The 26,429-nt window shown below is 32.3% G+C and carries 26 protein-coding genes; 18 read left to right on the forward strand and 8 right to left on the reverse strand.

Annotation, left to right across the window (positions count from 1 at the left end; all coding sequences use genetic code 11):
* The first annotated feature begins 97 nt into the window (after positions 1–97).
* From QBK95_RS22550 to QBK95_RS22600, 12 genes are all read left to right on the forward strand, one after another.
* The gene (locus QBK95_RS22550) at positions 98–943 is read left to right on the forward strand and encodes a tyrosine-type recombinase/integrase (RefSeq protein ID WP_280936829.1); all 846 of its coding nucleotides are present in this window, start codon (positions 98–100) and stop codon (positions 941–943) included.
* Between the two features lie 121 nt (positions 944–1,064).
* Positions 1,065–1,295, forward strand: a complete 231-nt coding sequence (locus tag QBK95_RS22555; protein ID WP_280936830.1) for a hypothetical protein — start codon at positions 1,065–1,067, stop codon at positions 1,293–1,295.
* A 3-nt stretch (positions 1,296–1,298) separates the two neighbouring features.
* The gene (locus tag QBK95_RS22560) at positions 1,299–3,554 is read left to right on the forward strand and encodes a hypothetical protein (RefSeq protein ID WP_280936831.1); all 2,256 of its coding nucleotides are present in this window, start codon (positions 1,299–1,301) and stop codon (positions 3,552–3,554) included.
* On the forward strand, positions 3,551–4,810 hold the full coding sequence (locus QBK95_RS22565; protein WP_280936832.1) for a DNA methyltransferase: 1,260 nt from the start codon (positions 3,551–3,553) through the stop codon (positions 4,808–4,810). The genes QBK95_RS22560 and QBK95_RS22565 overlap by 4 nt, the downstream gene beginning before the upstream one ends.
* Complete coding sequence (locus QBK95_RS22570; protein WP_280936833.1) at positions 4,807–5,625, forward strand: hypothetical protein; 819 nt, start codon at positions 4,807–4,809, stop codon at positions 5,623–5,625. Before QBK95_RS22565 ends, QBK95_RS22570 begins: the two co-directional genes overlap by 4 nt.
* Positions 5,626–5,628: 3 nt before the next feature.
* A complete protein-coding gene (locus QBK95_RS22575) occupies positions 5,629–7,161 on the forward strand; it encodes an ATP-binding protein (RefSeq protein WP_280936834.1) in 1,533 nt (510 codons plus the stop codon).
* A 13-nt stretch (positions 7,162–7,174) separates the two neighbouring features.
* Positions 7,175–8,176, forward strand: a complete 1,002-nt coding sequence (locus QBK95_RS22580; RefSeq protein WP_280936835.1) for an RHS repeat domain-containing protein — start codon at positions 7,175–7,177, stop codon at positions 8,174–8,176.
* Between the two features lie 5 nt (positions 8,177–8,181).
* Complete coding sequence (locus tag QBK95_RS22585; RefSeq protein WP_280936836.1) at positions 8,182–8,610, forward strand: hypothetical protein; 429 nt, start codon at positions 8,182–8,184, stop codon at positions 8,608–8,610.
* 268 nt (positions 8,611–8,878) lie between these two features.
* The gene (locus QBK95_RS22590) at positions 8,879–9,028 is read left to right on the forward strand and encodes a hypothetical protein (protein ID WP_280936837.1); all 150 of its coding nucleotides are present in this window, start codon (positions 8,879–8,881) and stop codon (positions 9,026–9,028) included.
* A gap of 42 nt (positions 9,029–9,070) precedes the next feature.
* Positions 9,071–9,349: a hypothetical protein gene (locus tag QBK95_RS22595; protein ID WP_280936838.1), complete on the forward strand. Its 279-nt coding sequence runs from the start codon at positions 9,071–9,073 to the stop codon at positions 9,347–9,349.
* Between the two features lie 269 nt (positions 9,350–9,618).
* Complete coding sequence (locus QBK95_RS22975; protein WP_445012645.1) at positions 9,619–9,798, forward strand: papain fold toxin domain-containing protein; 180 nt, start codon at positions 9,619–9,621, stop codon at positions 9,796–9,798.
* A gap of 9 nt (positions 9,799–9,807) precedes the next feature.
* A complete protein-coding gene (locus QBK95_RS22600; protein WP_280936839.1) occupies positions 9,808–10,158 on the forward strand; it encodes a hypothetical protein in 351 nt (116 codons plus the stop codon).
* 179 nt (positions 10,159–10,337) lie between these two features.
* On the opposite strand, the gene QBK95_RS22605 is transcribed toward QBK95_RS22600, so the two are convergent.
* On the reverse strand, positions 10,338–10,553 hold the full coding sequence (locus QBK95_RS22605) for a hypothetical protein (RefSeq protein WP_280936840.1): 216 nt from the start codon (positions 10,551–10,553) through the stop codon (positions 10,338–10,340).
* A gap of 344 nt (positions 10,554–10,897) precedes the next feature.
* Between QBK95_RS22605 and QBK95_RS22610 the strand changes: the two genes are divergently transcribed.
* Positions 10,898–12,079: a TolB family protein gene (locus tag QBK95_RS22610; protein WP_280936841.1), complete on the forward strand. Its 1,182-nt coding sequence runs from the start codon at positions 10,898–10,900 to the stop codon at positions 12,077–12,079.
* Positions 12,080–12,090: 11 nt separating this feature from the next.
* Here QBK95_RS22610 and QBK95_RS22615 read toward each other — a convergent pair whose 3' ends face one another.
* The 3 genes from QBK95_RS22615 to QBK95_RS22625 all read right to left on the reverse strand — a co-directional run bounded on the left by QBK95_RS22615 (position 12,091) and on the right by QBK95_RS22625 (position 14,792).
* The gene (locus QBK95_RS22615) at positions 12,091–12,978 is read right to left on the reverse strand and encodes a thioredoxin domain-containing protein (protein WP_280936842.1); all 888 of its coding nucleotides are present in this window, start codon (positions 12,976–12,978) and stop codon (positions 12,091–12,093) included.
* A 123-nt stretch (positions 12,979–13,101) separates the two neighbouring features.
* Positions 13,102–13,593, reverse strand: coding sequence for a DUF1573 domain-containing protein (locus QBK95_RS22620; protein WP_280936843.1), 492 nt, complete (start codon positions 13,591–13,593; stop codon positions 13,102–13,104).
* A 134-nt stretch (positions 13,594–13,727) separates the two neighbouring features.
* Entirely contained in the window at positions 13,728–14,792 is a 1,065-nt protein-coding gene (locus QBK95_RS22625) for a response regulator transcription factor (protein WP_280936844.1), read from the reverse strand.
* A 119-nt stretch (positions 14,793–14,911) separates the two neighbouring features.
* On the opposite strand from QBK95_RS22625, the gene QBK95_RS22630 reads away from it, so the two are divergent.
* Both QBK95_RS22630 and QBK95_RS22635 read left to right on the forward strand, forming a co-directional pair.
* Complete coding sequence (locus QBK95_RS22630; RefSeq protein WP_280936845.1) at positions 14,912–15,070, forward strand: YqaE/Pmp3 family membrane protein; 159 nt, start codon at positions 14,912–14,914, stop codon at positions 15,068–15,070.
* Positions 15,071–15,142: 72 nt separating this feature from the next.
* Positions 15,143–15,904: a hypothetical protein gene (locus QBK95_RS22635; RefSeq protein WP_280936846.1), complete on the forward strand. Its 762-nt coding sequence runs from the start codon at positions 15,143–15,145 to the stop codon at positions 15,902–15,904.
* 79 nt (positions 15,905–15,983) lie between these two features.
* On the opposite strand, the gene QBK95_RS22640 is transcribed toward QBK95_RS22635, so the two are convergent.
* Complete coding sequence (locus tag QBK95_RS22640; protein WP_280936847.1) at positions 15,984–16,835, reverse strand: hypothetical protein; 852 nt, start codon at positions 16,833–16,835, stop codon at positions 15,984–15,986.
* Positions 16,836–16,949: 114 nt separating this feature from the next.
* Here QBK95_RS22640 and lipB point away from each other — a divergent pair, with 114 nt between their 5' ends.
* Positions 16,950–17,666 carry a lipoyl(octanoyl) transferase LipB gene (lipB, locus tag QBK95_RS22645; protein ID WP_280936848.1) on the forward strand — a complete coding sequence of 239 codons (717 nt, stop codon included), beginning with the start codon at positions 16,950–16,952 and terminating at the stop codon, positions 17,664–17,666.
* 123 nt (positions 17,667–17,789) lie between these two features.
* On the opposite strand, the gene QBK95_RS22650 is transcribed toward lipB, so the two are convergent.
* The 3 genes from QBK95_RS22650 to rnhB all read right to left on the reverse strand — a co-directional run bounded on the left by QBK95_RS22650 (position 17,790) and on the right by rnhB (position 21,546).
* Positions 17,790–18,293, reverse strand: a complete 504-nt coding sequence (locus QBK95_RS22650) for a hypothetical protein (RefSeq protein WP_280936849.1) — start codon at positions 18,291–18,293, stop codon at positions 17,790–17,792.
* A gap of 82 nt (positions 18,294–18,375) precedes the next feature.
* Positions 18,376–20,844, reverse strand: coding sequence for a hypothetical protein (locus tag QBK95_RS22655; protein WP_280936850.1), 2,469 nt, complete (start codon positions 20,842–20,844; stop codon positions 18,376–18,378).
* 99 nt (positions 20,845–20,943) lie between these two features.
* Positions 20,944–21,546, reverse strand: a complete 603-nt coding sequence (rnhB, locus tag QBK95_RS22660; RefSeq protein ID WP_280936851.1) for a ribonuclease HII — start codon at positions 21,544–21,546, stop codon at positions 20,944–20,946.
* A 138-nt stretch (positions 21,547–21,684) separates the two neighbouring features.
* Here rnhB and QBK95_RS22665 point away from each other — a divergent pair, with 138 nt between their 5' ends.
* Together QBK95_RS22665 and QBK95_RS22670 are read left to right on the forward strand one after the other, a co-directional pair.
* Positions 21,685–23,757 carry a putative porin gene (locus QBK95_RS22665; protein WP_280936852.1) on the forward strand — a complete coding sequence of 691 codons (2,073 nt, stop codon included), beginning with the start codon at positions 21,685–21,687 and terminating at the stop codon, positions 23,755–23,757.
* Positions 23,758–23,925: 168 nt separating this feature from the next.
* Positions 23,926–26,229, forward strand: coding sequence for an FdhF/YdeP family oxidoreductase (locus tag QBK95_RS22670; protein ID WP_280936853.1), 2,304 nt, complete (start codon positions 23,926–23,928; stop codon positions 26,227–26,229).
* Positions 26,230–26,429 lie beyond the last annotated feature (200 nt).

Consider the following 26,429-nt stretch of genomic DNA (forward strand, 5'->3'; position numbering starts at 1 on the left):
GAAAAAGAAAAAAACAATAATATTTTTTATACTTTTATAATCACAAAACCGCTCTTTTTAGAACCTGTTTTACTATGCGCAATTTAAACAGGAATGGATGGGTCAAATTCATAGGAATCTCCAATTTATGGAGTGGTGTGAAAATAAAGATTATCATCCAACAGATATTGATTACAAATCTTGTTTAGAGTACGTTAAAAAGTTACAAGAAATCAGAAACGGAAAACGAGTAACACAATCTACCGTTAAGCATAAGGTTGGTGCATTAAAAATCTACTTCAATTATTTAATAGCATTGGAACTGCGTTTTGATAACCCCATTGAGAACGTAAACATTCGAGGTGTAAGGAGAACGCTGAATCATAACTTGCTTGAGTTCGCTGAACTTGAAGATTTGTACTATAGCTATTCAACGCATAATATTGAATTTCCAAGTAGTCCATCCGTTGCTATTCGCAATAAGGTCATCACTGGTTTTATAGTGTATCAAGGCATGAATACCACTGCACTCAAATCTTTAAAAGTAGACCATATCCATATTGAAAAAGGCATAGTATATATACCAGGTACTCGAAAGACTAATGGTAGGACATTGGAGCTTAAATCATGGCAAATACTCCCACTGGTGCAGTATTTAGAGAAACATAGGGAAATCATCCAAGAGGAGATACAAAACTATTCACAGGCTTTGTTTCCGCTAAATTCTGATAGGTTTGATATTATTACGGTGCAACTTTATAAAAAACTCAAACTTATTAATCATAAGGTGGTTTCTCCAAAACAAATACGAGCTTCGGTGATTACGTATTGGCTATCTCAATACAACATTAGAGAAGTTCAGTACATGGCAGGACATCGTTATATTTCTTCTACCGAACGCTACCTGCAAGATGACCTTGAAAACTTGCAGGAGGTTATTGAGAGTTTGCATCCTATTATTTAATATTAAGAACTAGTATTTAATTGATTACTCACTATAATTGCATTTTTATAGTACATATTTAATTATTTGTATTCAATAATTGTATATTTACACACATTATTTTATGAATATACATAGATATATGGATAATTCTCAGGCTAAACAAGAACGATTCAAAAGGGTTGCTTCAAGAAGAGTTGAAAATATACTTCAAGGCATTCGAAGTTTGTCAAAATGCTCAAATCCAAATAATTACGATTATGAAGAAGAAGATTTGAATAAAATGTTTAAAGCCATTAAAGAAGAACTTAAAATAATGGAAACATTATATAAAAAAAATTTAAAGAACGATTCAGGTTCGTTTAATTTTTAATTCATGGAGCAAATATTTAAAGACTTATTGATCGCTTACAAAGCAGAAGAGATAAGAAAAATACTTATAAAGATTGGAAAATCTAAAATGAGATGGGAGCCAGTAGGTAATCGTAAAAATAATCTAGCAACAATAAATATCGGAACAGACCCTGCTTCAGGCGTAACTGAACGTATCACAAATGCTATAGACGCAGTCTTAGAAAAAGAATGGTATTTGCAAAATAAACCCGAAGGTATAAAAACGCCAAGAAGAGCTTCTGAACTTTGGTTTGATGTTGAAGATGGAAAGATTTCTAAAATCGAGGATGCTCACGATAAACGTCTTAAAAAAATAGCTAATAAGGTGTCAGTCACTTTATTTGAATCAGGAAAAGAGACAAAACCTACTGTTGAAATAAGAGATAAGGGTATTGGTATAAAACCTGAAAGTTTTTCAAAAACTATTTTAGACTTAAACGGGAATAATAAAATAGGAAAACTTCATTTAATGGGGGCTTATGGTCAAGGAGGTTCTACTGCTTTATCTTATAATAATCTTACAGTAATAATATCTAAACCCTTTTTTGATGACCAACGGAAAAAGAAAAAAGTAGCATGGACAGTTGTTAGAATAAATGAAGGAGATATAAACAAAGATAAGCATGAATGGTACGAATATATGGTTGATAAAACTACTGGACATCCTTTTGTAACTGAAGTATCTGATGAAATATTTGAACCTGGGACTTTAGTTCGTCATATAATGATGGACTTGGGTAAGTATAAAGGTAAAATCACTACACCATCAAATTCACTATGGTACTTGTCACACAATTATTTATTTGACCCAATTATTCCTTTCACTATTTCTGATAGAAGGAAAGATAGAAAAGATAATAGGACAGTAACAGGCAACAATAGATTACTTACCTATAATCAAAATTTAGATTATTTTCAGGAAGTCCCATTAACATTTAAAGACGGTAAGGTAATTATTTATTATTGGGTTTTAAATACTACAGGAGAAGACCCGAAAAATAGAATTAAGCATTACGCAAGTGTTTCTAATCCAATAATTATAACTTTTAATGGTCAAAAACAAGGGACATTAGGAAATGGAATAATAAAAAATGATTTAAAGCTACCTTTTTTAGATCGGTATATTATCGTTCAGATTGAAGCCGATAATATGGATAACGATTCTAAAAGACAACTCTTTAGTAGTACTCGTGAATCTCTACGAGACACATCCATTCTTGCTGACCTTAAGCGACTAACTATTGATACGCTAAAAGAAGATGATAATCTTATTAGATTAGATAGAGAGAGAAGACAGAGGTATTTTACAAAAGAAGACACACATGTCTTGGATAGTCTTAAAAAACGTTTAGCACGTAGGATTAACTCTTTTTTACAAAGCTCAGGTAAAGGTACTACTGTAACTACTTCCTCTTTAGGCGAAACTGCTAAGTCAGAAAAGTTACCAGAGATACCTATTGAAGATCCTCCTACTTTTTTTGAAATATTAACTAAATCTCCAAAGGAAGTTTATCAAAATAATTCATTCTCAATTAAATTTAAAACAGATGCTCATCCTAACTATTTTGCTCAAGCAGAAACATTTGTAGCATTCATAGAACCACAATCATTTGGCTCATTCACAGGAACAGCGAGGGTTAATAATGGATATGGGATGGCTTATTTTAAAACAAATGAAGATACTGATATTGAGGAAATAGGAGAAATAACTCTTGAATTAAGACCTCCTAGACTAAAATCATTATCAGGCTCAGTGAAGGTTAAATGTGTAGAAAACCCAGAAACTTCAGGTTCTGAAGAAGGAGGTAAAAATAAATCTCCAAATATACAGGTAGACTTCGTCGATAAAAACCATTTAGTTTATCAAGACAATAATTGGAATGACACTAATGTTGCATTTGTTGCAAATGACCAAGACGGTATTTTTATTTTTGTTTCAGAGGAAAATAAAAATCTAATGAAATTAGTTTCTAAAGCTCAGAGAAAAAATGATTTAGCAGTTCAAAACATCAAAAACAAGTACTTAGAGCATATATCTTTCTATGCGTTTATGCTTGATAAAAATAAACCAGAAAAATTCCTTTTAGATGAGAAAGAGAACTTTATTTCGGAAGAAGTTCAACAAAATATAATGGAGTCCGAATTACGAAATGCTAGTGAAACAGTTTGCGGTATGATAAATGATTTCTTTGAAATGATAATTATTGAGAGTGTTGAATCAGAGGCTATTGAAATATGATAGAAAAGGTTCACATTACTCCTTGGGCGAAGAAAAGCGACGCAGACCCATTACACTCTTTATGTTCGTATTTAGGAGCTTTCCCACCTTCTCTTGCTAATTATTTTATTAAGTATTTTACTGACGCAAATGATTTAGTGTTTGATCCTTTTTCTGGGAGAGGAACAACAATTTTAGAAAGTAGAATTCTTGAAAGAAATTCAATTGGTGCAGACCTTAACCCAATTGCTTTAGCTTTAAGTAAGTCTAAAAGTTTTAATTTAAAAGAAAAAGATTTACTAAATAGAATAGATGAATTGGAAGAAGATTATGATTATGCCTTATTCTTACCTGAAGCTCAGGCACAATCAGACGAAATACATTTAATCTTTCACCCAAGAACACTCGCAGAACTTTGTTATATGCGAGTAATGCTCTTAGAGTCTGAAAATAAATTAGACCAATTTTTAATTGGAGCTGTTTTAGGAATAATGCATGGCGGTGAAAGAAAAGACGGATCTTCGGGATATCTTTCTATTAGTATGCCTAATACATTTAGTATGTCTCCTGATTATGTGCGTCGATTTGTACAAACCAAAGAATTGAATAGGGTGTATAGGAGCGTTTTTATTAATCTACGAGAAAAGATAAAACGAGTTTTTAAAAAACATAACTCTCCTAAAATCGAATCAAAAATTTTTGAATGTGATGTAAAAGAGCTGTCAAAGTCATCAAATTTTAAACCATATAAGAATAAAGTAGATTTAATACTTACTTCACCTCCTTATCTTGGTATAGTAAATTATGCCAAGCAGAATTGGATACGTTCTTGGTTCTTGGAATCAGATCCCTTATTAGTATCTGAAAGATTAGATGATGATCTTAATATTAATCAATGGGTTAAATTTTCGAAGTTATTTGTAACAGAATTTAAGAAATTTTTAAAGCCTAATGGAGTTGCTGTATTTGTAATAGGTGACGTAGCAAAATCTTCCAATAGTGTTATTCCTCTAGCACGAGAATTTTCAATGATGATTAAAGAGAATGGTTTGTTTGAGAATATTTGGTTGTTTTCTGATTATATCCAAGGAGTTGATAAAACTACTAGAATTTGGGGAGAAACAAAAGGTAAAGCTACAGCAACAGATAGAATTGTAATACTATCAGATAGCAATCCTTTTGAAAAAAATAATAGGCTTAATGGTGAGTCTGTTTTGACTTATGACTTAATTAAAGAAAGTACTAAACATTTTTTAGGGGATTTGGTGACATTATGATAGGGAAATCAAAAATTTTAGATTATGAATATAAATGGTACGACGAAATTGATGGTAGTACCTTTTATGAAAAAGATTTAGAACAAACTATACTTTCAAAACTTCCTATAGTCTATCCTGATTATATTGGAGTTCCTTTTAGCCTGACAATTCAAGCTGGTCTTGAATCATCAAGACCTGATTTAGCAATGGTAAAAAAAGACTACTCCGAATGGTATATCATCGAAGTAGAAATGGCACGCCATGGATGGGAAGGACATGTGGAAAAACAAGTAAGGGTATTTTCTAAAGGTACATATAAGAAGCTACACGTTGCTAAATATATTGCCAAGAAGGAAAAGGAATATTATTCACCAACACCTACTTATTTTGAATTAGATAAATTAATCAAAATGATAGAATTGCATCAGCCAAAAGTTATGGTTATTGCAAATGAACCTGTCAAAGAGTGGGTGCCTCACATAAGAAAATACAAAGCACTTCTGAGTGTTTTTCAAATTTATAAGGGAACAAACCATTTTGAGCTTTATCGTATCGAAGGTGATACTCCCTTTGTATTTAGAGATAAATCACATTGTGAGCTGTTAAAGGGTTCATCTAATATTTTAATAGTTTATACACCTACTTTTGTTACAGAAAAACATAATGAAGAGTTGGAGATAATTTTCAATGGAAAAAAAACTAAATGGATAAAAATGGATGATGGTTCTAAAGTAAATTTAATTCTTAACGGATCGACTCATTACTTACAAACTGAAAAAAAGTATATCCTGTATCTATCAGAGGAAGGAAAATATTATTTAGAAAATGCCTAAAAGATGAAACAAGTTAATATTGAATTTACGTCAGAAATAGTTAGTTCTTACAAAAGACTTTCTTATAAGGTTTGGTATGCTCTAGCTGAATTTATTGATAATTCAACACAAGCATATCGGAACAATAAAGAAATTTTAGATGAAGTATATATTAAAGATGGAGATTCATTAGAAGTATTAATTGATTATAAAGTTGGCAAGCAATTAGAGGATGATTTTTTTGTAATTAGTGACAACTCCATAGGCATGAATGAATCTGACTTGGAATCGGCTTTTAAAATAGGAACTCCTCCTCCTATAACAGATGGTAGAAGTAGGTATGGATTAGGAATGAAAACAGCAGCTTTTTGGCTTGGTGATAAATGGTCGATAAGAACTAAAAAGTTGGGACACGATAAAGTTTGTATTGTTCATTTAGATGTTAATAGTATATCAGGCGGTAATTTAATTTTGGATATAACCACTGAAGATGCCGAAGAAAATGAACATTATACTATCATAGAAATAAATAATCTTCACAGAAGGTTTAAGGGACGAACTATTGGTAAAATCAAAGAATTTTTATCTTCAATTTATCGTTTTGATATTCAGGAAAAAGAACTTTCTATCTACTGGAACAGAGAACAAAAATTAGATTGGATTAATTATTCCGATGATGATTTCATCACGAATATTGAAGGAACACCTTATAAAAAAGATTTTACTCTAATTGTCGGAGGGAAAACGGTAAAGGGATGGGCTGGAGCTCTTAAGAGCGGAGGCCGTGCTAAAGGAGGGTTTGCATTGATACAATCGAAAAGAGTAATACAAGGTCCTCCTCGAGGATATAAACCAGAAAACATTTTTGGAGAGCAAGAAGGGGGTATTAATAACTTAATAAATCAAAGAATAGTTGGTGAAATATATTTAGAAGGGTTTAAAGTCAGTCATACTAAAGATAGTATTTTATGGGAAGGAACAGAGGAAGATGAGTTAGATGATTTACTTTTAGAAGAAATCGGATATTTGAGAAAAGTAGCAGAAGATTTTAGAGCAAGAGAGGTTGATGAAAGGGCTCCTAGCGATATAGATATTCAAGCAGCAATAGATGAATTACTGAATGAAATTGTTTCCGATGAATCCCAAGATATAATTTTCACTAACGAAGTTCCATCCGACGAAGTAATAGCCACTTCTAATAGAGCTATAATGCAATATATAGCTATCGAAAAAGATGAAGCTATTTATATTAATGTAGGTAAACTTGATATAAGGTTGTATATAAAAGAGGATATGTCCCCTAATGATCCTTATGTACTTTATGACCCAATCTCAGAAGCGAATACCGTTATTATAATAGTAAATAAAAGACATCCTTTTTGGAATGAGTTAGATGGCGATATTGGTGTGTTAAATTATTTAAGACAATGTGTATATGATGGAGTTGCTGAGTGGAAAGCATTTATTCAGAAAGGTAAAATTACAGCAGAAACTGTCAAGTATATAAAAGATGACTTAATGAGATTACCTTTTGAAATTGAAAAAAATAAATCATAATTTTAATCAATAATTGGGGTGCCTAAAACTACATATCGAACCACTATCAACTTTAAGAGTAATACGCTCAAAAAAAGAGATAAAGTCCTCAAAAAAGACGGGTAGTTACTATCCCTTTGGATTACAGCACAAAGGGTATAATAATACCATCGTTGGTAGGAAACATAACTATGGGTTTACTGGAAAAGAAGAACAAGATGAACTTGGTTTAGCATGGATTGATATTACTGCGCGTAACTACGATCCTGCAATTGCTAGGTGGATGAATCTTGATCCTCTTGCAGAACAAATGAGAAGGCATTCTCCTTATAACTATGCTTTTAATAGCCCTATATTCTTTATGGATCCTGATGGGATGGCTCCACAAGGTCCATGTACAGATTGTCCTTGGTATCTTAGAAGTCGAGGAGAAAATAGAAAACCTGTTCTTACTCTTGGATTACATAATATTGAGTTACCTACAATTGATCGTATGGAAAGTGGTGGAGTTATTGGTTTTTTAGAAAATACTCTGAGATCGGCATGGAATGGCGCAGCCAGTACATGGAATGCAGGAATGAAAGGTCAAAATATGGGAGAAATTACCGATGCTGCAATGGGAGAAATGCATAAAACTGCTGATAGAATAGTTGAAGGAGAGGGAACTCAAGAAGATGTCGAAAACTTAGCAGCGAGCGTATTAATGGTAGTGATAAAAGGTAAAACTAGTTCTAAAAAGAATTCAAAATATACGCCTGACAGAAAACTTAAAAATGATCCTAAGACAGGAAGACCAATAATTGACCCTGAAGCTTCAGGAAAAACTCATACTCAATTAGGAAAGAAAAAAAGTTCAAATAAAGGAGTTGGAACATATACAACAAGGAGAACCATTGATAAGGATGGTAGTGTTAGAAAAACTATAGATTATACTGATCATGGAAGGCCTAAGAATCATAAAAATCCACACACTCATAATTACCATAAGACAAAAAATGGACAATATAAACGTCAAAAAAAGGAAAAATACGATTAAAGAATATGAAACTCTTTTTTTCAGCTACTAACAAAGAAATAAACTTCGATTTATTAGACTTACTCAAAATTTTAAAGGATGTTTTTAAAACAGATAATTTTGAATTTGAATTATTTGATTATGAATACAATGGAGTTAATTTTGATTGGAGAAATATAAATCAAAACATTATTAATTTCCTAGAAGAAGAAAATAAGGATATTAAATTAATAATTAATTATACAGATTTTTTGAAGTTTGCAGAATTTATTAATCAAACAGAAAAAGGCTCTTTTAAAGTTGTCTTACTGACTAGAAATATTAGTTTGGAAGTAAATGTTTATGACTCTTATTTTTGGAATATTTCATCAAACAATGAGAAAGCATTGTTTAGTTTATCAGATCATAATAAACTAGTTAATTTTAAAAGAAGAATAGAAGTTACAGAAGATTAGCAAACCCCTCGCTCCCGCTAGTCTGTGACTAGTGGCGGCACAGATAACTAGATAAGAGTAACTAGAAATAAGAAACAAAAAGCTATACGAGTTGGTATAGCTTTTTGTATTTTGTGATAATGAGCAGAAACTACAAATTATCAAGATGATCATATAGTTTTAAAAATTGACAGTGATGGTTTCTTGTTGAGTTTAACAACATTATAATACCACTAGTCACAGACTAGCGGTAGCGAAAGGAGTAACAAAGAATTCGAAAGCGGCTTCGATGCCCGCCAGAAATGATGGAAGGATGTATGGTATTTTGGATGATACTTTTGTTACGAGACATTCAAATGGTAATGTTACTGCATTTACAAGAGGGCATAGAATAGAAATTCTAGCTAATGGTTCTTTTTCTATATATATATATAAATAAAGGTCCAAATAAAGGCCAATTATTTTTTACAAAACACTAAATATGGATTTACCAATAGAAAAAATCGAAAATGAATTGATTGCGGTGCTCAGTTCGGATAAATTTAAATTGGATATTAATAAATTTGATTCAGGAGCATTAATGATTGACGTAGAAACTGAAAATCGTTTTTTTTGCATTCAGTTGACAAAGAGTTATATAGGAGTTTCTGAAATTACTGAAGAAGACCCAGGTTTTTCTTCAGTTCCGAATAAATATTATGAGGATATTGGAAAATTCAAAAAAGAAATAAATGAGCTTTTCAATTTAGATTGGAAATAAAGGCTTGAAAAGATGATTATAAAATACCCTCGCTCCCGCTAGTCTGTGACTAGTGGCGGCAAAGATCACTAGACAAGAGTAAGTTGAAATAAGAAACAAAAAGCTATACGAGTTGGTATAGCTTTTTGTATTTTGTGATAATGAGTAGCAGCTACAAATTATCAAGATAATCATACCGTTTTAAAAATTGACAGTGATGGTTTCTTGTTGGGTTTAAGAACATTGTAATACCACTAGTCACAGACTAGCGGTAGCGAAGGGGATCTAAAATTTTCAGCAAGACACAGAATGATGTTATCTCTACAAATGGATATCACTATGGTGTTGAAGTAGACGGAAAAGTTTTTGACAATATCCATACTGGGGGAATTGATTATTCCGATTGGAAAGCAGATTTTGAGGTATTGGTGGGAGCTTCTGTTAAACAAGTTGACAATACACATTTATAACTAAAAAAAATGGATAAAATAGAACCAATAATCAAGAATTCTTCTAATAACATAATAGAACTTTTGTTAGAAGTTAATAAGAAACATTATTTATATCTAAAAAATAAAGATCTAAATTCTCTTGAAAGCTTTTTAGACGGTTATTCATATGCTCAATTTATTAATAAATTTGAGATACAAAAAATGGATGTATATAATAATTTTTTTAAGTGGCTAAAAGCGAAGTATTGTTACAAAGGTGAATTAGGTTTTTTTAGTATTTTGAATGAAGTAGAAAAAGATCTAAAACCCAAAGAAAAATATGATACTTTTTACTCATTACTAAATCAATATTTAAGAGAAATAAATTATAATAATTAGAAACTTAAAATCTAGCCCCTCGCTCCCGCTAGTCTGTGACTAGTGGCGGCACAGATAACTAGACAAGAGTAAGTAGAAATAAGAAACAAAAAGCTATACGAGTTGGTATAGCTTTTTGTTATAATAATGGATGTTCCAGTAGTATTACGGATATACTTATATCAAAATACTACCAGTTATTATTCGTAATATTCTGCTACCTGATGAGAAAAACCATCATGTGTAGCACATAGTGTCTGCGGGTTATATGCGTGTCCTGTATTTACCCCAAAACTAATTCCCCATCCGTCATTGCAATACACACTAACGCCTGCAATTTTTTTACCTCCTTGGATAGATACTTGTTCGTTTTTAGAAAGAAGCCTTACTGATTTTAATTTTGATAAATGTTTCATTTTTTCTGTTTTGTATTAAAAATTAATATTCTGACAGACTGTTACCAAAAGCGAAATTTTGTTACCCACAAAGTCAATTTAATTTGTTAATTCTAGATAGAAATACAATAGAAAAGTAACTTTTTTGTTTTTTTAACACTTTATTTTATTAAGGATCAGTACATTGTAATACGTAACACAAAAAGAGTACAATCATCGCTATGGGGATAGCATCATCGTAACTTTTTACTGAACAAAAAATATATTCAATACGATACATCGCATGGATGCTTTGTAAGCATATGGATATCATGGTTTTTGTAAAAGAAAGATGTACGTTGTACACGACCAACAAAAAATAATTAATGACATTGCAAAAAAACCTTTTGGGGCTGGTTTTTTTCTTTTTTTTGAATTCAACATTTTCTCAACAAAAGCATCTGGCAATAGCTAGCGAAACGCTGCACGAGTATGCTTCTGTAGAAACAGCCAATGTATATCTGGATACTGCTACTGATGTAGCAACATCGACTACTTTATCTTTAGAACAAAAAGAAATAGAAGTCTATGACTTTACGACCGATAGATCTATTACTACAAATGATAGATCACTAAGTTTTGTGGTAGAATCCTTATCAATAAACTCTAAGCATTCTGATTATGCTCCTAGTTTCTATAAAGGAGAATTGGTCTTTGCATCTTCTCGAAACGCTAAATCAGTATCTAGAATCCTACAAGAAGATACCAATGAACCCTTTTTGGATCTGTATACTACTAGTAAAAATATTCCTAATAAAGGGATTTCAAGACTAAAAGGTATGATTAATACCAAGTTTCATGAGTCTTCTGCTACCTTTAGTCCCGATGGAAAAACCGTCTATTTTACAAGAAATAACTATGCAAACAGAAAGTTTAAAAGAAATGCAGACGGTTATGTGTTATTAAAAATATACAAAGCAGATTATGATAACGGGAAATGGAAAAACGTAGAAGAACTACCTTTTAATAGTGATGAATATTCTATTGCACATCCCGCATTATCTCCAGACGGTAAATTCTTGTATTTTGCCAGTGATATGCCTGGTAGTTATGGCAAATCCGATATTTATGTAGTCGAGATTTACGAGGATGGAACCTACGGAACTCCAGAAAATTTAGGAAGTTTGATAAATTCTGAAGGCAGAGAAACTTTTCCGTATGTGAGTGATAAAGGCAAGTTGTTTTTTGCAAGTGATGGTCACGTAGGTTTTGGCGGACTGGATATTTTTATGGTACTAGCTGATGAGAATAACGGTTGGGAAGTATACAATATGGGTACACCAATCAATAGTCCCTATGATGATTTTACATTTATTATCAATGAGGAATATAAAATAGGATATTTTGCCAGTAATCGTTCTGGAGGTAATGGTGGAGATGATATTTATGGTTTTAAACAACTAATGCCACTATTAGAATATCGTAATCTTAAACCAAAAATCAAACGAAAAATACAAAGACATCTGGACCATAAACCGATTATTACAGAAGAAATTACCTCTTTTTAGTGCTCCAATAATTACTGTAGTGATTTCTTTAATTCTTGTATTTTGACATTGATTTTTTGATTTTTATGAAACTGTAAAGAACGTTCGTAATACGCAATCGCATCTGGGATATTATCTGTAATCACTAGTTTGTTTGCCAGACTTATATAAGTGTCAGCTTCTTTAGGAAATAATACTGTGTTAAACTTCAGTATTTCGATGGCTTCTTTCTCTTTTCCAGCAAAAAATAACACATTGGCATAGGTGTTTAGTTCATATAAACTGTTAGTGATGTTTTTTAAAGTATCGACCAATTGTTCAGCATTTTTAGCAAGATACTCTGTACCATTCTTTTTAATGATAGTATCCACCGTAGTTACCGAAACATAGTTTGGGCTATAATTACCAGATAGGATATCACGAATATCTTCTTCGATGCTTTTTTTAGGAGATTCTACAATGCGATTTACTTCTTTACCATCTTTGTAAAAAATAAATGTGGGAACTCTATGGATATTTAATCCTTCGTGTTCGCCTCCTGCACTTTGTTTATAATGATCGCGATCCGCATCTACAGCTACTGTGGTTAATCGACTTATAGGAAAATCAGTAACAGCTAGTGTTTTATAAAAATGTGGAACTTCTCTTTTACTATCACCGCACCAAGTACCCATAAATATTTTGATAGTATATGCTTCTAAGCTGGTTTTGAATTCATTCGTGATGGCTTCATTAGGTATATATGCTTCGTAGTTTTTAGAAAACCAAGTACTGTATGGAGGTGTGTTTAGTTTTTGGATGTTGATTTTTCCTGTGAGATTGGCTACGCCTTTCTCATTAATTATTTCTTGATTAAATGTTTGCGAAAATGTATAAGAAGAAATTATTAATAAAATCAATAGAGGTAACGTTGTTTTCATAAGAATCGAGTTAGCGTTTATATTGTAGAAAGTTTGAAAAAATGTTCCATCAACCCGAGTTTTATAATTGTTGCTGTTTACAATAATAAAACTGAGGTTGTAGAACTAATCCTTGTTTTGGTTTTACTTACTTATAGGAGTTCCGCTTGTCGCGTTTTTTACTTTTGGTGTTACCATAGCCTTAATTTTTAGGATTTGCTTTCCTTCGGCTGTATTAGTGGTTAGAGTAACTTGTTTTGTCTGTAGATTCGGTTTCCCGTTGGTATTGAAGGTAACGACTAGATCTTCACTGGCTCCAGGAGCAATAGGTTCTTTTGGCCAATCAGAAACAGTACATCCACAACTTCCTTTAGCATTTACAATCACCAAAGGAGCAGTACCTGTATTGGTAAATGAAAACGTATGCTTTAGAATATCTCCTTCGGTAACCGTACCAAAGTCAAACTCAGCTTCTTCAAATGATAAGATAGGAGCAGTTGTTTTTGTGTTAGTAGCTTCATTGTTTTGTATCGCCACTTGTTTAGACACTGTGTCTTTAGCACTGGTATTTGTGCAGGAAACAATACAAGCAGATACGATCATAAGTAATACGACAAAAATGTTTTTTGTTTTCATGTCTTGAATTTTTAAGTTTTGATTATGGTACCAAAACTCAGAACATATCGAAACAAAACCTATTAAAGTGAGGTTGAAAAAGGGACTAGACCCCCGATGGAAATTGATAATTAGCTAGAGAATGAGAAAATATATTACCTGTTTTTATAACGTGTTTTTACCTCTTCTCGGCTTTCTACTTCTATTTTTTTGTATAAGTTATTGATGTGTGTTTTAATGGTGCTTACACTTAAAAATAATAACGAAGCAATTTCTTTATTGGTTTTATCTTCTAGAATTAAATCCAATATTTTTTGTTCTTGCTGAGTAAGTTTTCTTTCAGAAGTCTTATAAGAGTACTGTTGTTTTTTTAACTTCTGAAATTGAAAAATATGAAGCAATCCAGAGATCATAAGTATCGAAATAAGAATCCATAACCAGTACGATGTAGTTTCTGGAGTAGTAATATTCATAGAGAATTTATCTGCGGCCAGTTCTGTTTTATACTGTTCTGCATAAGGACTGTTCGGATAGGTGCGCTCTAATCGCTCTAACAATTCATCATAATAGCTATTCTTCGTTAGATCCTGTAAGTAATAGGTATATAGATTATTAGACTTATTGGATAGGAATGAGTAAATATATAGCTCTGTTAATGGTTCTTGCTGGTCTTTTCCATATTGCTGTAGGATGTTAAACCATTTTTTAGAATTTACCTTGCGGTTTGCTTCGCTTCTATACGAACTAAATGCATATCGCATGTCTTGTATAATAGAATCTACCTTAAGAAAAGTGTTGCTTCTTTCATTTGTAGAAATAACCTGGCAAAAAACTTCCTCATCTACAGTAAATGGTAAGGAGATAGAATCTTGGTTCTTTGCAACAAACAGAATTTCTTTACTATTATGGCATATCCCATTAAAATGAATAGATCCTTGTTCTTGTTCAGAGCAGTTTTCGGTGTGAATACGATATATCCTGTTTTCTAACGGAAGATTATTCTCTGTAAACACAAAACGACCTGTAGTATCGGGATATACCTTTTGGATAATTTGCTCAGGATATATACCAGACATCTTTCTGTAATCTTCAATAAGAGATAGATATACGTGATTTGATGCATTGGTGTTGTCTACATAACCCGAAAACTCATATTGACTCCAAAGCGTAGAAGTAACACATATAAAAAAGATACAAAGTGTAGGTTTTATCAATTTCATAGAATAATATCAGGTATTTTTTAGAAACTATCCCAAGATAAAAATAATTTTAAGATAGAGGTGTAACATAATAAGTTATCAGACTACCTATAATTGTATTATTTAATTTATTTTTGTTTATGAGTATATGGAGAGTTTTATTGTCGATTTTTTTTCCGCCGTTGGCAGTTTTAGATAAAGGATGCGGATCAATTATAATCGTATTTTTGTTAACCTTATGTGGATGGGTTCCTGGTGTGATAGCTGCATTAGTGATTATTAATAATCCGAATACCTAGTTTTTTTAGTAAGAACGAAGCAAGGATAATGGTTCTTGTTTATTTTATATAAAATTAAAAAGAGTTAAGCATATGAAAAAATTTTCCCTTTGGATACAAACTTGTATAGTAGCTATGTTATTGGTTGGATGTCAATTTTCTGAAGATTTACATCTTAATGAAGACGGAAGCGGAAAAATATCATTCAATTTTGATGGTTCAGAAATCATGCAGATTGGAGGAGATAAGATTACAGAAGGGAAAAAGGAAGTCATAGATTCCCTATTGGTATTTAAAGATTTTTTGGAAGAGAAAAAAGATAGCATAGCTCAATTACCAATAGAAGAGCAGGAAAAATTAAAGAAACTAGAGAATTTTAGCATGCATATGCTGATGAATTCTGAGTCCAAAGAAATGAAATTTAATTTGTATTCGGATTTTAGTAGTGTAGACGAATTAGACGATTTGTTTAATAATTTTAAAACTGCATCTGCCATTGGTAATAATAAAACTAGCGATGCTGATACTCCTGGAGGAGATCCCTTATCAGCTGTAGAAGGCGAAGAACCTACTAGAGTTGTGTATTCTTATGAAAAAAATAAGTTCAAAAGGGTTACCGAGATTCTTGATAAGGACAAGTTAAAAATGAGTATGGATAGCCTCGAACAAATGAAAATGTTTTTAGCGAGCTCTAAATATAAAATCAATTATCATTTCCCAAAGAAAATAAAAAAGATATCCTCAGAAAAGGCTATGTTTAGTCAGGATGGTAAAAGCTTTACACTAGAAGTTGATTTTCTGGAATATATGGAAAACCCTAAAATACTGGATGTAGAAGTAGAACTGGAAAAGTAATTCTGAGTATACAGTTTTCTAAAACAAATAAGCACTATCCAATGATAGTGCTTATTTGTTTTTTATCAGTATTAAAGTTTTATAGTTTACCTCTTTTAATAAGTTCGCGCGCCATTTCTTTAATAGCTTCACTTCTTTTGCTACCCATACTCACTTTGATGTCATGATCCATAATTCCTAGTTCTTTTTTGTTTCCATAAATCTTAAAAGTCATAGAATGATAAGAAGCTAAAGGGAATTTTTTAGTATTGAATATAAAAAAGTACTCACCGCTAACCGTTCCGATTTCGCGAACAGCAGAACCGATTAAGGTATGATCTCCTTCTTCTATGTTTGGATCACCAATGTAAATATCATAGTTTACCTGATCTACCATACTTTTGTTTAGTTGGCTATGTGCTTTCTTAGAAGGGTAAGAGATTAAATGGATATCCATATCATTAAAATCACGATCCACTCGATGACCTTTTCCATCAAGTAATCTACGCTCTTTATCTAGCTTTTTTATAATTCTTTCAGGTCTTTTGGGAGTTTGTGCAAGAAGCTCATCAGCTTTGGATTCCTGAAAACCTTCTGTGGTAAAAAATCCCATTTCTATAGCAAGCTGAAAAATTTTCTTTTTAGATAAAAAATAATGATGCTTGGAGTTTATTAGTAAAGTGTCTTTTAATTGATCTCCAAAAAATGCATTATAAGGGTAAGACTTATCAGAATGAAACAGTAAAGATGGTTCTTTTAAATCTCCTGCTTTAAATAAAGGGTTGTTGTCATTATCGGTTACCTGAAAATGTCTAAGTCCTTTCGCTTTTATCTTTTCTATATGTCCTACTTTTACTTTGTCGACAAAGACTTCTCCTTTTTTGATTTTGATTTTTTGACCAAAAGAAAAGATAGAAATGAAAAGAGAAAAAACTAGTAATGAATGCTTCATGTTTGTTAGGGGTTTAAATGTTAAAGAAATGCAAATATATGTATAAATACATAGATGGTTTTTAATCGTTTATAGCGAGTCATAAACCTTTTTTAATCTCGTATCTTTGTGGCGATGAATAAGAAGATAGAAATACAAGAATTGGGGTTGAAAGATTTTAAACAAACCTGGGAATACCAGGAAGAGTTGTTTAAAGGAATTCTGGACACAAAAATTAAGAATAGGAGAGAAGATGCTAATTTAGATACGAATAACTATTTTCTTTTTGTAGAGCATCCGCATGTATATACACTAGGAAAGAGTGGTGATATTAGTAATTTACTTCTTAATGAAGATCAACTGAAACAGAAAGAAGCTACTTTTTATAAAATCAATAGAGGCGGCGATATTACATATCATGGACCTGGACAAGTAGTAGGATATCCTATCCTGGATTTAGATAATTTTTTTACTGATATTCATAAATACCTTCGTTTTTTAGAAGAAATGGTAATTCTTACATTGGCAGAATACGGAATCAAAGGAGTAAGAAGTGATGGCGAAACAGGAGTTTGGTTAGATGTCGGAACTCCTTTTGCACGCAAGATATGCGCAATGGGTGTTAGAGCGAGTAGATGGGTAACCATGCATGGTTTTGCGTTTAATGTCAATGCTGATCTTGGATATTTTGATAATATAATTCCGTGTGGAATTAATGATAAAGCAGTTACCTCCTTACATGTAGAACTAGGAGTGGAGCAGGTAAATATAGAGGAAGTAAAAGAAAAATTACTCAAACACTTCACCACACTATTCGAAGCGGAAATGATACAACAAAAAACCGAAGCCTAAATAACTTCGGTTTTTCTTGACTAAAATTTAAACAAATCAAAAAGGTTTTGGGGTGTATATATTGCACTATAGATATGGAGCAATTCCATTGGTTTTCTGCCTTTATCCATAGACTAGTATGTTTTAGTTTCTAAAAAGATCATTGATTCCTGATCCGCTAACCGTTAGGTCATTATTCAATAAATCTTCATCATTATTGTTGTCATTGCCATCAATAAAAATATCTGGATCATAATCAAGAATAATTCTAAAATCTGGTGGAAATTCACCTTCTGCTGGAGAGGAAGAATTCCAAGGTCTGGAATAACTAACAGTTAGCGTTTCTCCCGCATTAAGATTGGTAAAGTTTACAGTGCCTACCAAACTACCTGGAGCAGCTGCTCCCAGACTTCTTTGGTATAATCGTATTGCTTGTTGTCCTGTAGAAGAATTAAAATTAGAATCTCCGATATTGGTAATAGTTCCAGTGATTGTAGCAGTTCCTGTAAAATCATCATCTTTTACTATGGTGAAAGTAATAGAAGTAGCTTCGAGATCTATGGTTCCTATTGTTGCAGTATCATCGCTATCACATGAGATAAATAATACCGTAATTAGTAATAAGGTTAATTTTTTTAATGTTTTCATGATGTTTTATTTACGTTATTTCACATTAGTGAGTTACGTAATTAAAAAGTCAACATGAAATCAACATAAAATTGATAAAGCTTTAATTTATTTGATAAATAAGGATGCTATTATCTTCTCCCTTAACCGAAAATTCTAGATTTGGATCTTTATCCATATTACCTAGGCTTATCACAGAATTACCATATACAGGGAAATTAGGAAACAACTCTCCATTACTATCGTATAGATATACTTTTTTGGATTGTATATCCGTAATAGAAACATATATTTTGTTATTGATATAGAATAACTGAGGTGCAGTGTATACTCCAAAATCTAATTCTAAGGTTCTCTCTTTTATAGATAACTTATTTTCAGAAAAAGTAACCAATGTTTTGTTTGTAGAAACCAAAGAGCTACTTACATCAAGTTCCTTATCTACCATAGTTACAGAACCATCAGATTGCACCTGAATTAGTTTTCCATCTTTGGTGATAGAGGTAAATTTGTTTTGATATTGTTGCCATTGATTTTTAGAAAAGTCTACTTGTTGTTTTACATCCACTCTAGTTCTTCCTAAACGATCTAAGATGTTTAATTTACCGTTTTCTTCAGATAAAAGAATGTAATCTTTGCTTCCTATTCTAATATGTTTTGGAGGTAGCAAAAGATTGGTTTCTGTGCCCTTAAACCCAAAACCTGTTACAATTTTACCTTCAGCATCGAGCATGGTTATAGCATTACCTTGAGTGATAATGATACGATAGCGCTTATTTTTATCATAGTCAAATAATGATAGCGGTTGCGTGATTGGTTTGTCGAATTTTTTAGGATAAGAAGTAACATCTTTTCCATCTCGATCTACAAGATATAATGTGGTTTCTGTATTAAATAATAGTTGATATCTGCCATTTTTGTAGATGTCAATTTGCTGAATATCACCCATAATGGCTCCAATTATTTGTTTTTTCCAAAAAATGGTTCCCTTGTCAGAAATCAGATAGAGATTATTGTCCACATCTTGCACGGCAATATCCATCCCTTTAGTTCTGTGGTTTTTAACAAGAATAGGGTTGTTTAGTAATTTGTTTTCCAGAGACGTAGAGGTCGTTTGCGTTACAGAAGTAGCAGCACCTTTGCTAATGCTTTTTTGAAACACACCATGAATATGCGCAAAGTTGTTTTCTTTGATTACTTGCAAAGCTGCAGTTTGATATCCTTTACTTTTGATTTCACTCCATGGCTTTTTATGTGTTTCTGAAACATTGTTTGCAATGTAATCTTGAAGATTTTTTACAGAACTCACCATTAATATAGATGATTCATCAGATAATTTTTGGATAGTACTATGGTAAGATTCTTGTTCTTGTAGTACCGTTTTATTTAAGATATTGGCAATCGCAGTTTGTAATCCATCTTTAGAAGAGCCAAAAAGTAGATAATCTTCGTAAAGTATATAAAATTTAGCTTCGAAATCAGGAATTAAGGGTGTCAATAAATTTGAAAAAGAATCTGAATTTTCATAGCTATAAATATCAACATTTCTATAGGTTCCCGAAGATGATCCAGCTAATAATTCCAATGTGTTTTCGGGAGCTAAAGAAGTTAAAGTTAGTATGTTTTCGTTCTCCATAAAAATCATACCTATTTCAGAAACTCCAGAAAGTACTTCATCAAGATCGTCGTTAATGTGATCTATTTCTCGATCTTGAGCTAGTGCCAAATTCTTTTTAAGCGTATAAAAATCATCATATGTATAAGAAACAAAGCCTTGAGCTGTTGTGGGGGTAATTTTTGCAATATGATTTTCCTGCGCAATAGTGTTGTCAAAAATACCAATAGTAGTAGACAAAGAGTCTTTTTCTATCGCAATTCCATCAATATACATAGCATTTTGATCCAGTTTTGCATCTACAGAAATCCAACCACTAAAATTGGATACTTCAGATAAATCATGGTTAGGTAACAATGAGTTATGTATATCGTTTAATTTTTTTCCATCTACCAATACCGAAACTGGATTTTTAGCATCAGAAACATCATACGCCTTGATGAGGTCATTGCTTACCGATATTTTGTTCTCTTGCTGTCGTATTGCATTTTCAATTAATATCTGAGAAGAAGAAGCGATTAACAAACTATCCTGTCTGGTTGCAAAAAAGGTGTGCGCTCCAGAAACCACCTTATGAATAGTTTTATTAGAATAGCTAATATTTTCAATGGTTTTAGGATTCAAAGAATCTTTACTGATAATAGAAGGGTCGAATCTAGATATATAAGTGTATTCAAAATCATTTTTTCCGATAGGAGAAAAACATAACAAACCTTTGGGTTGATTAATTTGATCTAATACTGGTAATGCTTTAAAATAGGTAAAAAACTCAAGGCCACTATTATTTTTTAAAAAGTCATTATCTCGAAGCATGTTTTTAGTCTGCTCCAGATCATTTATTTTAAGGATCACTTGTGCATCCTTGGGAATATAATCAATAAGGGTGTTTGATTTTTCAGTGGCAGTATTACAGGCTAAAACAATTGTGGATATTAGAATTACAACTATTTTTTTCATGTGTTTTTGTTCCTTTTTATTCTTTATTATATATAGATGCTACTATTTTTAAATGTAACACTAATGACTTTTTAAAAGTATGCTAGAGCCCAAAGATAATTATTTGAATTCTAGCGCAAGCTGTTCAGGTAATAATCTGAAACTTTTTCTATGATATTTAGTGATGCCATATTTTCGAATAGCTTCACGATGTTCTGTGGTTGGATATCCTTTGTTTTTTTTCCAGTTGTACATAGGAAATTCTTCATGAATCTTTTCCATATACTCATCCCGATAGGTTTTTGCCAATACCGAAGCCGCTGCAATATTTAGATATTTACCATCCCCTTTGATAACGCAGGTATAAGGTATGTTATGATATGGTTTAAATCGATTTCCATCTACCGAAATGTGTTCTGGTTGAGGAGTTAATTGTGCGATTGATTGCTGCATTCCTAAAATAGAAGCGTTTAGGATATTAATTTTATCAATCTCTTCCATAAAAATATGTGTCACACCATAGGTAATAGAACAGTCTTCTAATAGCGGTCTTAATAATTTTCGTTTAGCCTCGCTAAGTTGTTTAGAATCGTTTAAGATATCATTACTAAAATCATCGGGCAATATGATAGCAGCAGCAGTTACAGGTCCTGCCAAACAACCGCGACCCGCTTCATCAGTGCCACATTCGATGAGGTCAGGTTTTAATTTTAATTCGAGCATGTTACGAAGATAATGTATGAATAGAACATCAGAAAACTATTTTTTAGAATCGGTAAAAAAACTTAGTATTAAAACGAACAACTCATACCAGTAACTTTCGTTAAAAAAGTATATTTTTGCCAACAGTTTACTATATAGATGAAAAAGAACTTAGTATTTATAATTATACTTCTTATTGGAGCAGTAACTTTTGCTCAGGAAGGAAATGAAGAGGAGCTGGAGGATGGAACTATAACTACTCAAAAGCAACCAAAGTTTACTAAAAACAGAAAATCACTTCCAAAAAAAGGTAAGCGCAAACCTCCTATCACAGATTATAAAATTATTGATATAAAGAATGATACGACATTTGTAGATACTACATTAACACTCCAGAAGGATTATAATTTTAACTATTTGCGTCGGGATGATTTTGGATTACAGCCTATCAATAATGTAGGGCAGACCTATAACAGTCTGGTTAAAGTAGAAGAATACAATCACTTACTTCCTCTTTTTGGAGCCAGAGCAAGACACTTTAATTTTATGGAGGCAGAGGATATTAATTATTATAGTGTTCCTACTCCACTTACAGAGATATATTTTAAAACAACTTTTGAGCAAGGGCAACAACTAGATGCTTTTCTAACTATAAATACCTCTCCAAGATTAAACCTTTCTATTGCTTATAAAGGAAATAGATCGTTGGGTAAATATCAACATGCCTTAACAAGTACAGGTAATTTTAGGGCTACAGCCAATTATCAGACTAAAAATAATAGATATAAAATAAAAACACATTTTGTATCTCAGGATTTATTAAATGAAGAAAACGGAGGATTATCCTTTTCGGGAGTTAATCAGTATTTGGCAATTGGTGCTTTCGAGGGAGAAGAAAGTGATTTTGCCGATAGAGGATCGATAGATGTGAAATTTGAGGATGCAGAGAGCATTCTGTTAGGTAAAAGGTTCTATCTTAATCATAAATATTCGATCATTAAGAAGACAGATAGTAGTAATACTGACCTATCTATAGGTCATATCTTAGATATTACAGATAAGTCCTATCAGTTTGATCAAAGCGTGCCCAATGATCTTTTTGGTCCAGCATATGAATCGGGAGCTCTAACCGATAAGGTAGCTTTAGAAGATTTTACTAATCAGGTCTATATAAGTGTTAATAACCCTTGGTTAGGGAATCTAAAAATCAATGCAGGATTTTCTGATTATAATTATGGATATAATACGATCGTTAGCTTATCGGATGGCACAAATATTACAAATAGAATCAAAGGTGATGCATTCTCTGTAGGAGGATCCTATCAAAAAACATATAAAGGATTTCAATTGGCAGCTGATGGTATGTCTATTGTATCTGGAGATTTTGATGGTAATTATTTAAATGCGTCAGCAGGATATCAAATTAATGGGTATGGACTACAGTTAGGAGTTAGTACAAACTCAGTTGCTCCAAATTATAATTTTCTGTTATATCAAAGTGATTATGTTGGGTATAATTGGCAAAACTATAATAATTCTATTGAGGCGGTTAACACGAATCAAGCGATAAATTTTAAAAATATAGAGACGCAAAAGATTCAGGCCAATCTTAATTTAAAGAAATATGCGAATATTGAAGCTAGTTTTACCACAATAGATAATTATACTTATTTTACAAAAGACGCGGATTCTATTACTAAACCTGCACAATTTGATAAACAAGTTGGATTATTAAAATTAAAACTATCGCAAAGTCTAAAATTCGGTTGGTTTGGGATGGATAATACAATACTATACCAAAACGTAGCTGGAGGCGAAGTGTATAAAATTCCTAATGTAGTTACTCGTAATAGCTTGTTCTATGAAGATCATTGGTTCAAAAAAGCACTGTTTCTTCAGACTGGAGTTACTTTCAAATACTATTCGCAATATGCAGCTGATGGGTATGATCCAATATTATCAGAGTTTTACGTTCAGAATGATGTAGAAGAAGCTTTTTTCAATAATGAAGGAGCTTTGGGTACTGAGATTATTGAAGGGCGCGAACAAAAATTCGGTGGATTTCCGCAATTTGATATATTCTTCAATGCAAAAATAAGACAAACTCGTATCTATTTTAAGGTAGAGAATTTTGGAGAAGCGTTTCAACAGAATAACGAATTTTCTGCACCAGGATATGCGCCTAGAGATGCTGTGATCCGTTTTGGTCTGGTTTGGAATTTCTTTTTATAATTAGGGCATCCGAGCGGGCTATTCATTACAATTCCTCTTCGCTTGTGGCGAATGCGGGATTTTCATTACTATCCCTGATGCGTGATCATTTTTCCAATAATCTTTTATCGAAAATTTAAAATAGTAAGATGTATCTTTGGAGTGAATCATCTTCTATTATAGTACATCATGAGCAATACCAAGAAACGAAATATTTCCGTTTTAGGCCCAGAGGAATTTACTGGTATAAAGTTGCAAAAACCAGCAGAATATGCTGCAGGATTGCCAGCTGTAAAAGTGGCCCTTCAACATGCGTTTAAAGAAATGGGTGTGACTAAATCCATAAAGACGCTTTCTCAAATGAACCAAAAAGAAGGATTCGATTGCCCTGGTTGTGCATGGCCAGATCCAGATAAACCATCTAAACTTGGAGAGTATTGCGAAAACGGAGTAAAAGCAATTGCAGAAGAAGCTACCAATAAAAGAGTAGATAAAAATTTCTTTGCAAAATATTCTGTAGAAGAACTTTCTCATTGGTCAGATTATCAAATAGGAAAAAGTGGGAGGTTAACAGAACCAATGGTTTTAAAACCAGACAGTGTGCATTATGAACCTATATCTTGGCAAGACGCATTTAAACTGATAGCAGACAAATTGAAAGCATTGGATTCTCCAGATGAAGGAGTGTTTTATACCTCAGGAAGATCTAGTAATGAAGCTGCTTTTCTATACGGATTGTTTATAAGAGCTTTTGGCACTAATAATATGCCAGATTGTTCTAATATGTGTCATGAATCAAGCGGAGTTGCACTTAACGAAACATTAGGGATAGGTAAAGGATCTGTTAAACTAGAAGATTTTGACAAAGCAGAAGTCGTTATGGTTATTGGGCAAAATCCAGGAACAAACCACCCAAGAATGTTATCTGCTTTACAAAAGTGTAAAGAAAACGGAGGAAAAGTGATAAGTGTTAATCCACTAGAAGAAGCTGGATTGATACGATTTAAAAACCCTCAAGAGATAAAAGGTGTTTTGGCTTCAGGAACAGCATTAACAGATATACATCTGCAAGTTAAAATTAATCAAGATGTATCATTGTTAAAAGTGATACTTAAAAAACTAGCCTCAATTGATAAAGAAAAAGAAGGAGTTTTTGATCATGAATTTATCAAAACCTATACGAGTGGTTATGAAAACCTATTAAAGGATTTAGAAACATATTCAGAATCCGAACTAATAGAGCTTTGTGGTGTAGAAGAAAGTGTAATTGATAAAGCAGTTCAGTTACTATCTCAGAAAAGTAAAATTATCATCTGTTGGGCGATGGGATTGACACAGCATAAAAACGGAGTAGATAATATAAAGGAGTGTGTAAATCTTTTGTTACTTAAAGGAAGTTTGGGAAAACCTGGGTCAGGTACTTGTCCTGTAAGAGGGCATAGTAATGTGCAAGGAGATCGAACCGTAGGAATTATGCATCATGTTTCTCCAGTATTAAATGAGGCCATAAAGAATACTTTTGGATTTGTTCCTCCGGAAAAAGAGGGGTTGGATACTGTTCATGCGATACAAGCAATGAATCAGGGTAGAGCAAAAGTATTTATTGCTCTTGGGGGTAATTTTGTGTCTGCTGCGTCGGATACAGAATATACTGCACAAGCACTTCAGAATTGTGATCTAACTGTAAATATAAGCACGAAGCTAAATAGAACACATATAGTTGCTGGTAAAACTGCGTTGATATTACCGACTTTGGGACGCTCAGAATTGGATCAGAAAAATGGAAAACCTAGGTTTTTTACTGTAGAAAATAGTATGGGAAAAGTACATCAGTCCAAAGGAATGTTAAAACCTGCCTCAGAAAACCTTATTAGTGAACCCGAAATAATAGGAGGTATTGCGCAGGCTTATTTTAAAAATGATCATCCAGTAAACTGGAAAGAACTTAGTATGGATTACGAATTGATTCGAGAGAAAATAGAATTGGTAATTAAAGGATTTAATGGCATCAAAGATAAATCAAAAGGCTCGGGCTTTTACCTGCCTAATAACGTAAGGGATTTAGATTTTAGTAAGCTTCCAGAAGGAAAAGCACAGTTTAGTTGTTGTGATTTGCCAAAGCATGTATTAAAAAAAGATGAGCTGCTGTTAATGACAATACGCTCTCATGACCAATTTAATACTACGATTTATGGATTAGATGATCGTTATAGAGGAATCTATAATGAACGAAGAATAGTTTTAATGAACCCTAATGATGTAAGTAGACATAAGCTAAAAAAGTTTGACATCATCAATATGATAAGTAACTATGATGATAAAGAAAGAAAAGCATCTAATTTTTTAATTATACCTTATAATATACCAGAAGGAAATATTGCAGCATATTTTCCAGAAACGAATGTTTTGGTTCCCTATAATCATTATGCAGATAAAAGTAATACTCCAATTAGTAAGTCTATTGTAGTTACCTTAGAAACACCTGTACAATAGTTTTTAAATTTTTATATTTTTTTTATTGTTGTAAAGTTAATGTTTAGAGGGTGTTATGTTTTGGTTTTGAGATTTTCAAAAAATTAATAAAAAAAGGTATTGTTAGATTAAAAAAGGGTTGTATGTTTGCACCCGCAAAACGGGATTTTGTTTTGCGATTGTTCATTGATAAGGGGTTGTTTTTTTGGTTTTGTATAGAG

It is taken from the genome of Aquimarina mycalae, from assembly GCF_029906345.1.
Classification (GTDB): domain Bacteria; phylum Bacteroidota; class Bacteroidia; order Flavobacteriales; family Flavobacteriaceae; genus Aquimarina.

Coding starts and splice junctions, on each gene's coding strand:
- QBK95_RS22550 (WP_280936829.1), top strand. CDS start 98: ATGGGTCAAATTCATAGGAATCTCCAATTTATGGAGTGGTGTGAAAAT.
- QBK95_RS22555 (WP_280936830.1), top strand. CDS start 1,065: ATGGATAATTCTCAGGCTAAACAAGAACGATTCAAAAGGGTTGCTTCA.
- QBK95_RS22560 (WP_280936831.1), top strand. CDS start 1,299: ATGGAGCAAATATTTAAAGACTTATTGATCGCTTACAAAGCAGAAGAG.
- QBK95_RS22565 (WP_280936832.1), top strand. CDS start 3,551: ATGATAGAAAAGGTTCACATTACTCCTTGGGCGAAGAAAAGCGACGCA.
- QBK95_RS22570 (WP_280936833.1), top strand. CDS start 4,807: ATGATAGGGAAATCAAAAATTTTAGATTATGAATATAAATGGTACGAC.
- QBK95_RS22575 (WP_280936834.1), top strand. CDS start 5,629: ATGAAACAAGTTAATATTGAATTTACGTCAGAAATAGTTAGTTCTTAC.
- QBK95_RS22585 (WP_280936836.1), top strand. CDS start 8,182: ATGAAACTCTTTTTTTCAGCTACTAACAAAGAAATAAACTTCGATTTA.
- QBK95_RS22590 (WP_280936837.1), top strand. CDS start 8,879: ATGCCCGCCAGAAATGATGGAAGGATGTATGGTATTTTGGATGATACT.
- QBK95_RS22595 (WP_280936838.1), top strand. CDS start 9,071: ATGGATTTACCAATAGAAAAAATCGAAAATGAATTGATTGCGGTGCTC.
- QBK95_RS22600 (WP_280936839.1), top strand. CDS start 9,808: ATGGATAAAATAGAACCAATAATCAAGAATTCTTCTAATAACATAATA.
- QBK95_RS22605 (WP_280936840.1), bottom strand. CDS start 10,553: ATGAAACATTTATCAAAATTAAAATCAGTAAGGCTTCTTTCTAAAAAC.
- QBK95_RS22610 (WP_280936841.1), top strand. CDS start 10,898: ATGACATTGCAAAAAAACCTTTTGGGGCTGGTTTTTTTCTTTTTTTTG.
- QBK95_RS22615 (WP_280936842.1), bottom strand. CDS start 12,978: ATGAAAACAACGTTACCTCTATTGATTTTATTAATAATTTCTTCTTAT.
- QBK95_RS22620 (WP_280936843.1), bottom strand. CDS start 13,593: ATGAAAACAAAAAACATTTTTGTCGTATTACTTATGATCGTATCTGCT.
- QBK95_RS22625 (WP_280936844.1), bottom strand. CDS start 14,792: ATGAAATTGATAAAACCTACACTTTGTATCTTTTTTATATGTGTTACT.
- QBK95_RS22630 (WP_280936845.1), top strand. CDS start 14,912: ATGAGTATATGGAGAGTTTTATTGTCGATTTTTTTTCCGCCGTTGGCA.
- QBK95_RS22635 (WP_280936846.1), top strand. CDS start 15,143: ATGAAAAAATTTTCCCTTTGGATACAAACTTGTATAGTAGCTATGTTA.
- QBK95_RS22640 (WP_280936847.1), bottom strand. CDS start 16,835: ATGAAGCATTCATTACTAGTTTTTTCTCTTTTCATTTCTATCTTTTCT.
- lipB (WP_280936848.1), top strand. CDS start 16,950: ATGAATAAGAAGATAGAAATACAAGAATTGGGGTTGAAAGATTTTAAA.
- QBK95_RS22650 (WP_280936849.1), bottom strand. CDS start 18,293: ATGAAAACATTAAAAAAATTAACCTTATTACTAATTACGGTATTATTT.
- QBK95_RS22655 (WP_280936850.1), bottom strand. CDS start 20,844: ATGAAAAAAATAGTTGTAATTCTAATATCCACAATTGTTTTAGCCTGT.
- rnhB (WP_280936851.1), bottom strand. CDS start 21,546: ATGCTCGAATTAAAATTAAAACCTGACCTCATCGAATGTGGCACTGAT.
- QBK95_RS22665 (WP_280936852.1), top strand. CDS start 21,685: ATGAAAAAGAACTTAGTATTTATAATTATACTTCTTATTGGAGCAGTA.
- QBK95_RS22670 (WP_280936853.1), top strand. CDS start 23,926: ATGAGCAATACCAAGAAACGAAATATTTCCGTTTTAGGCCCAGAGGAA.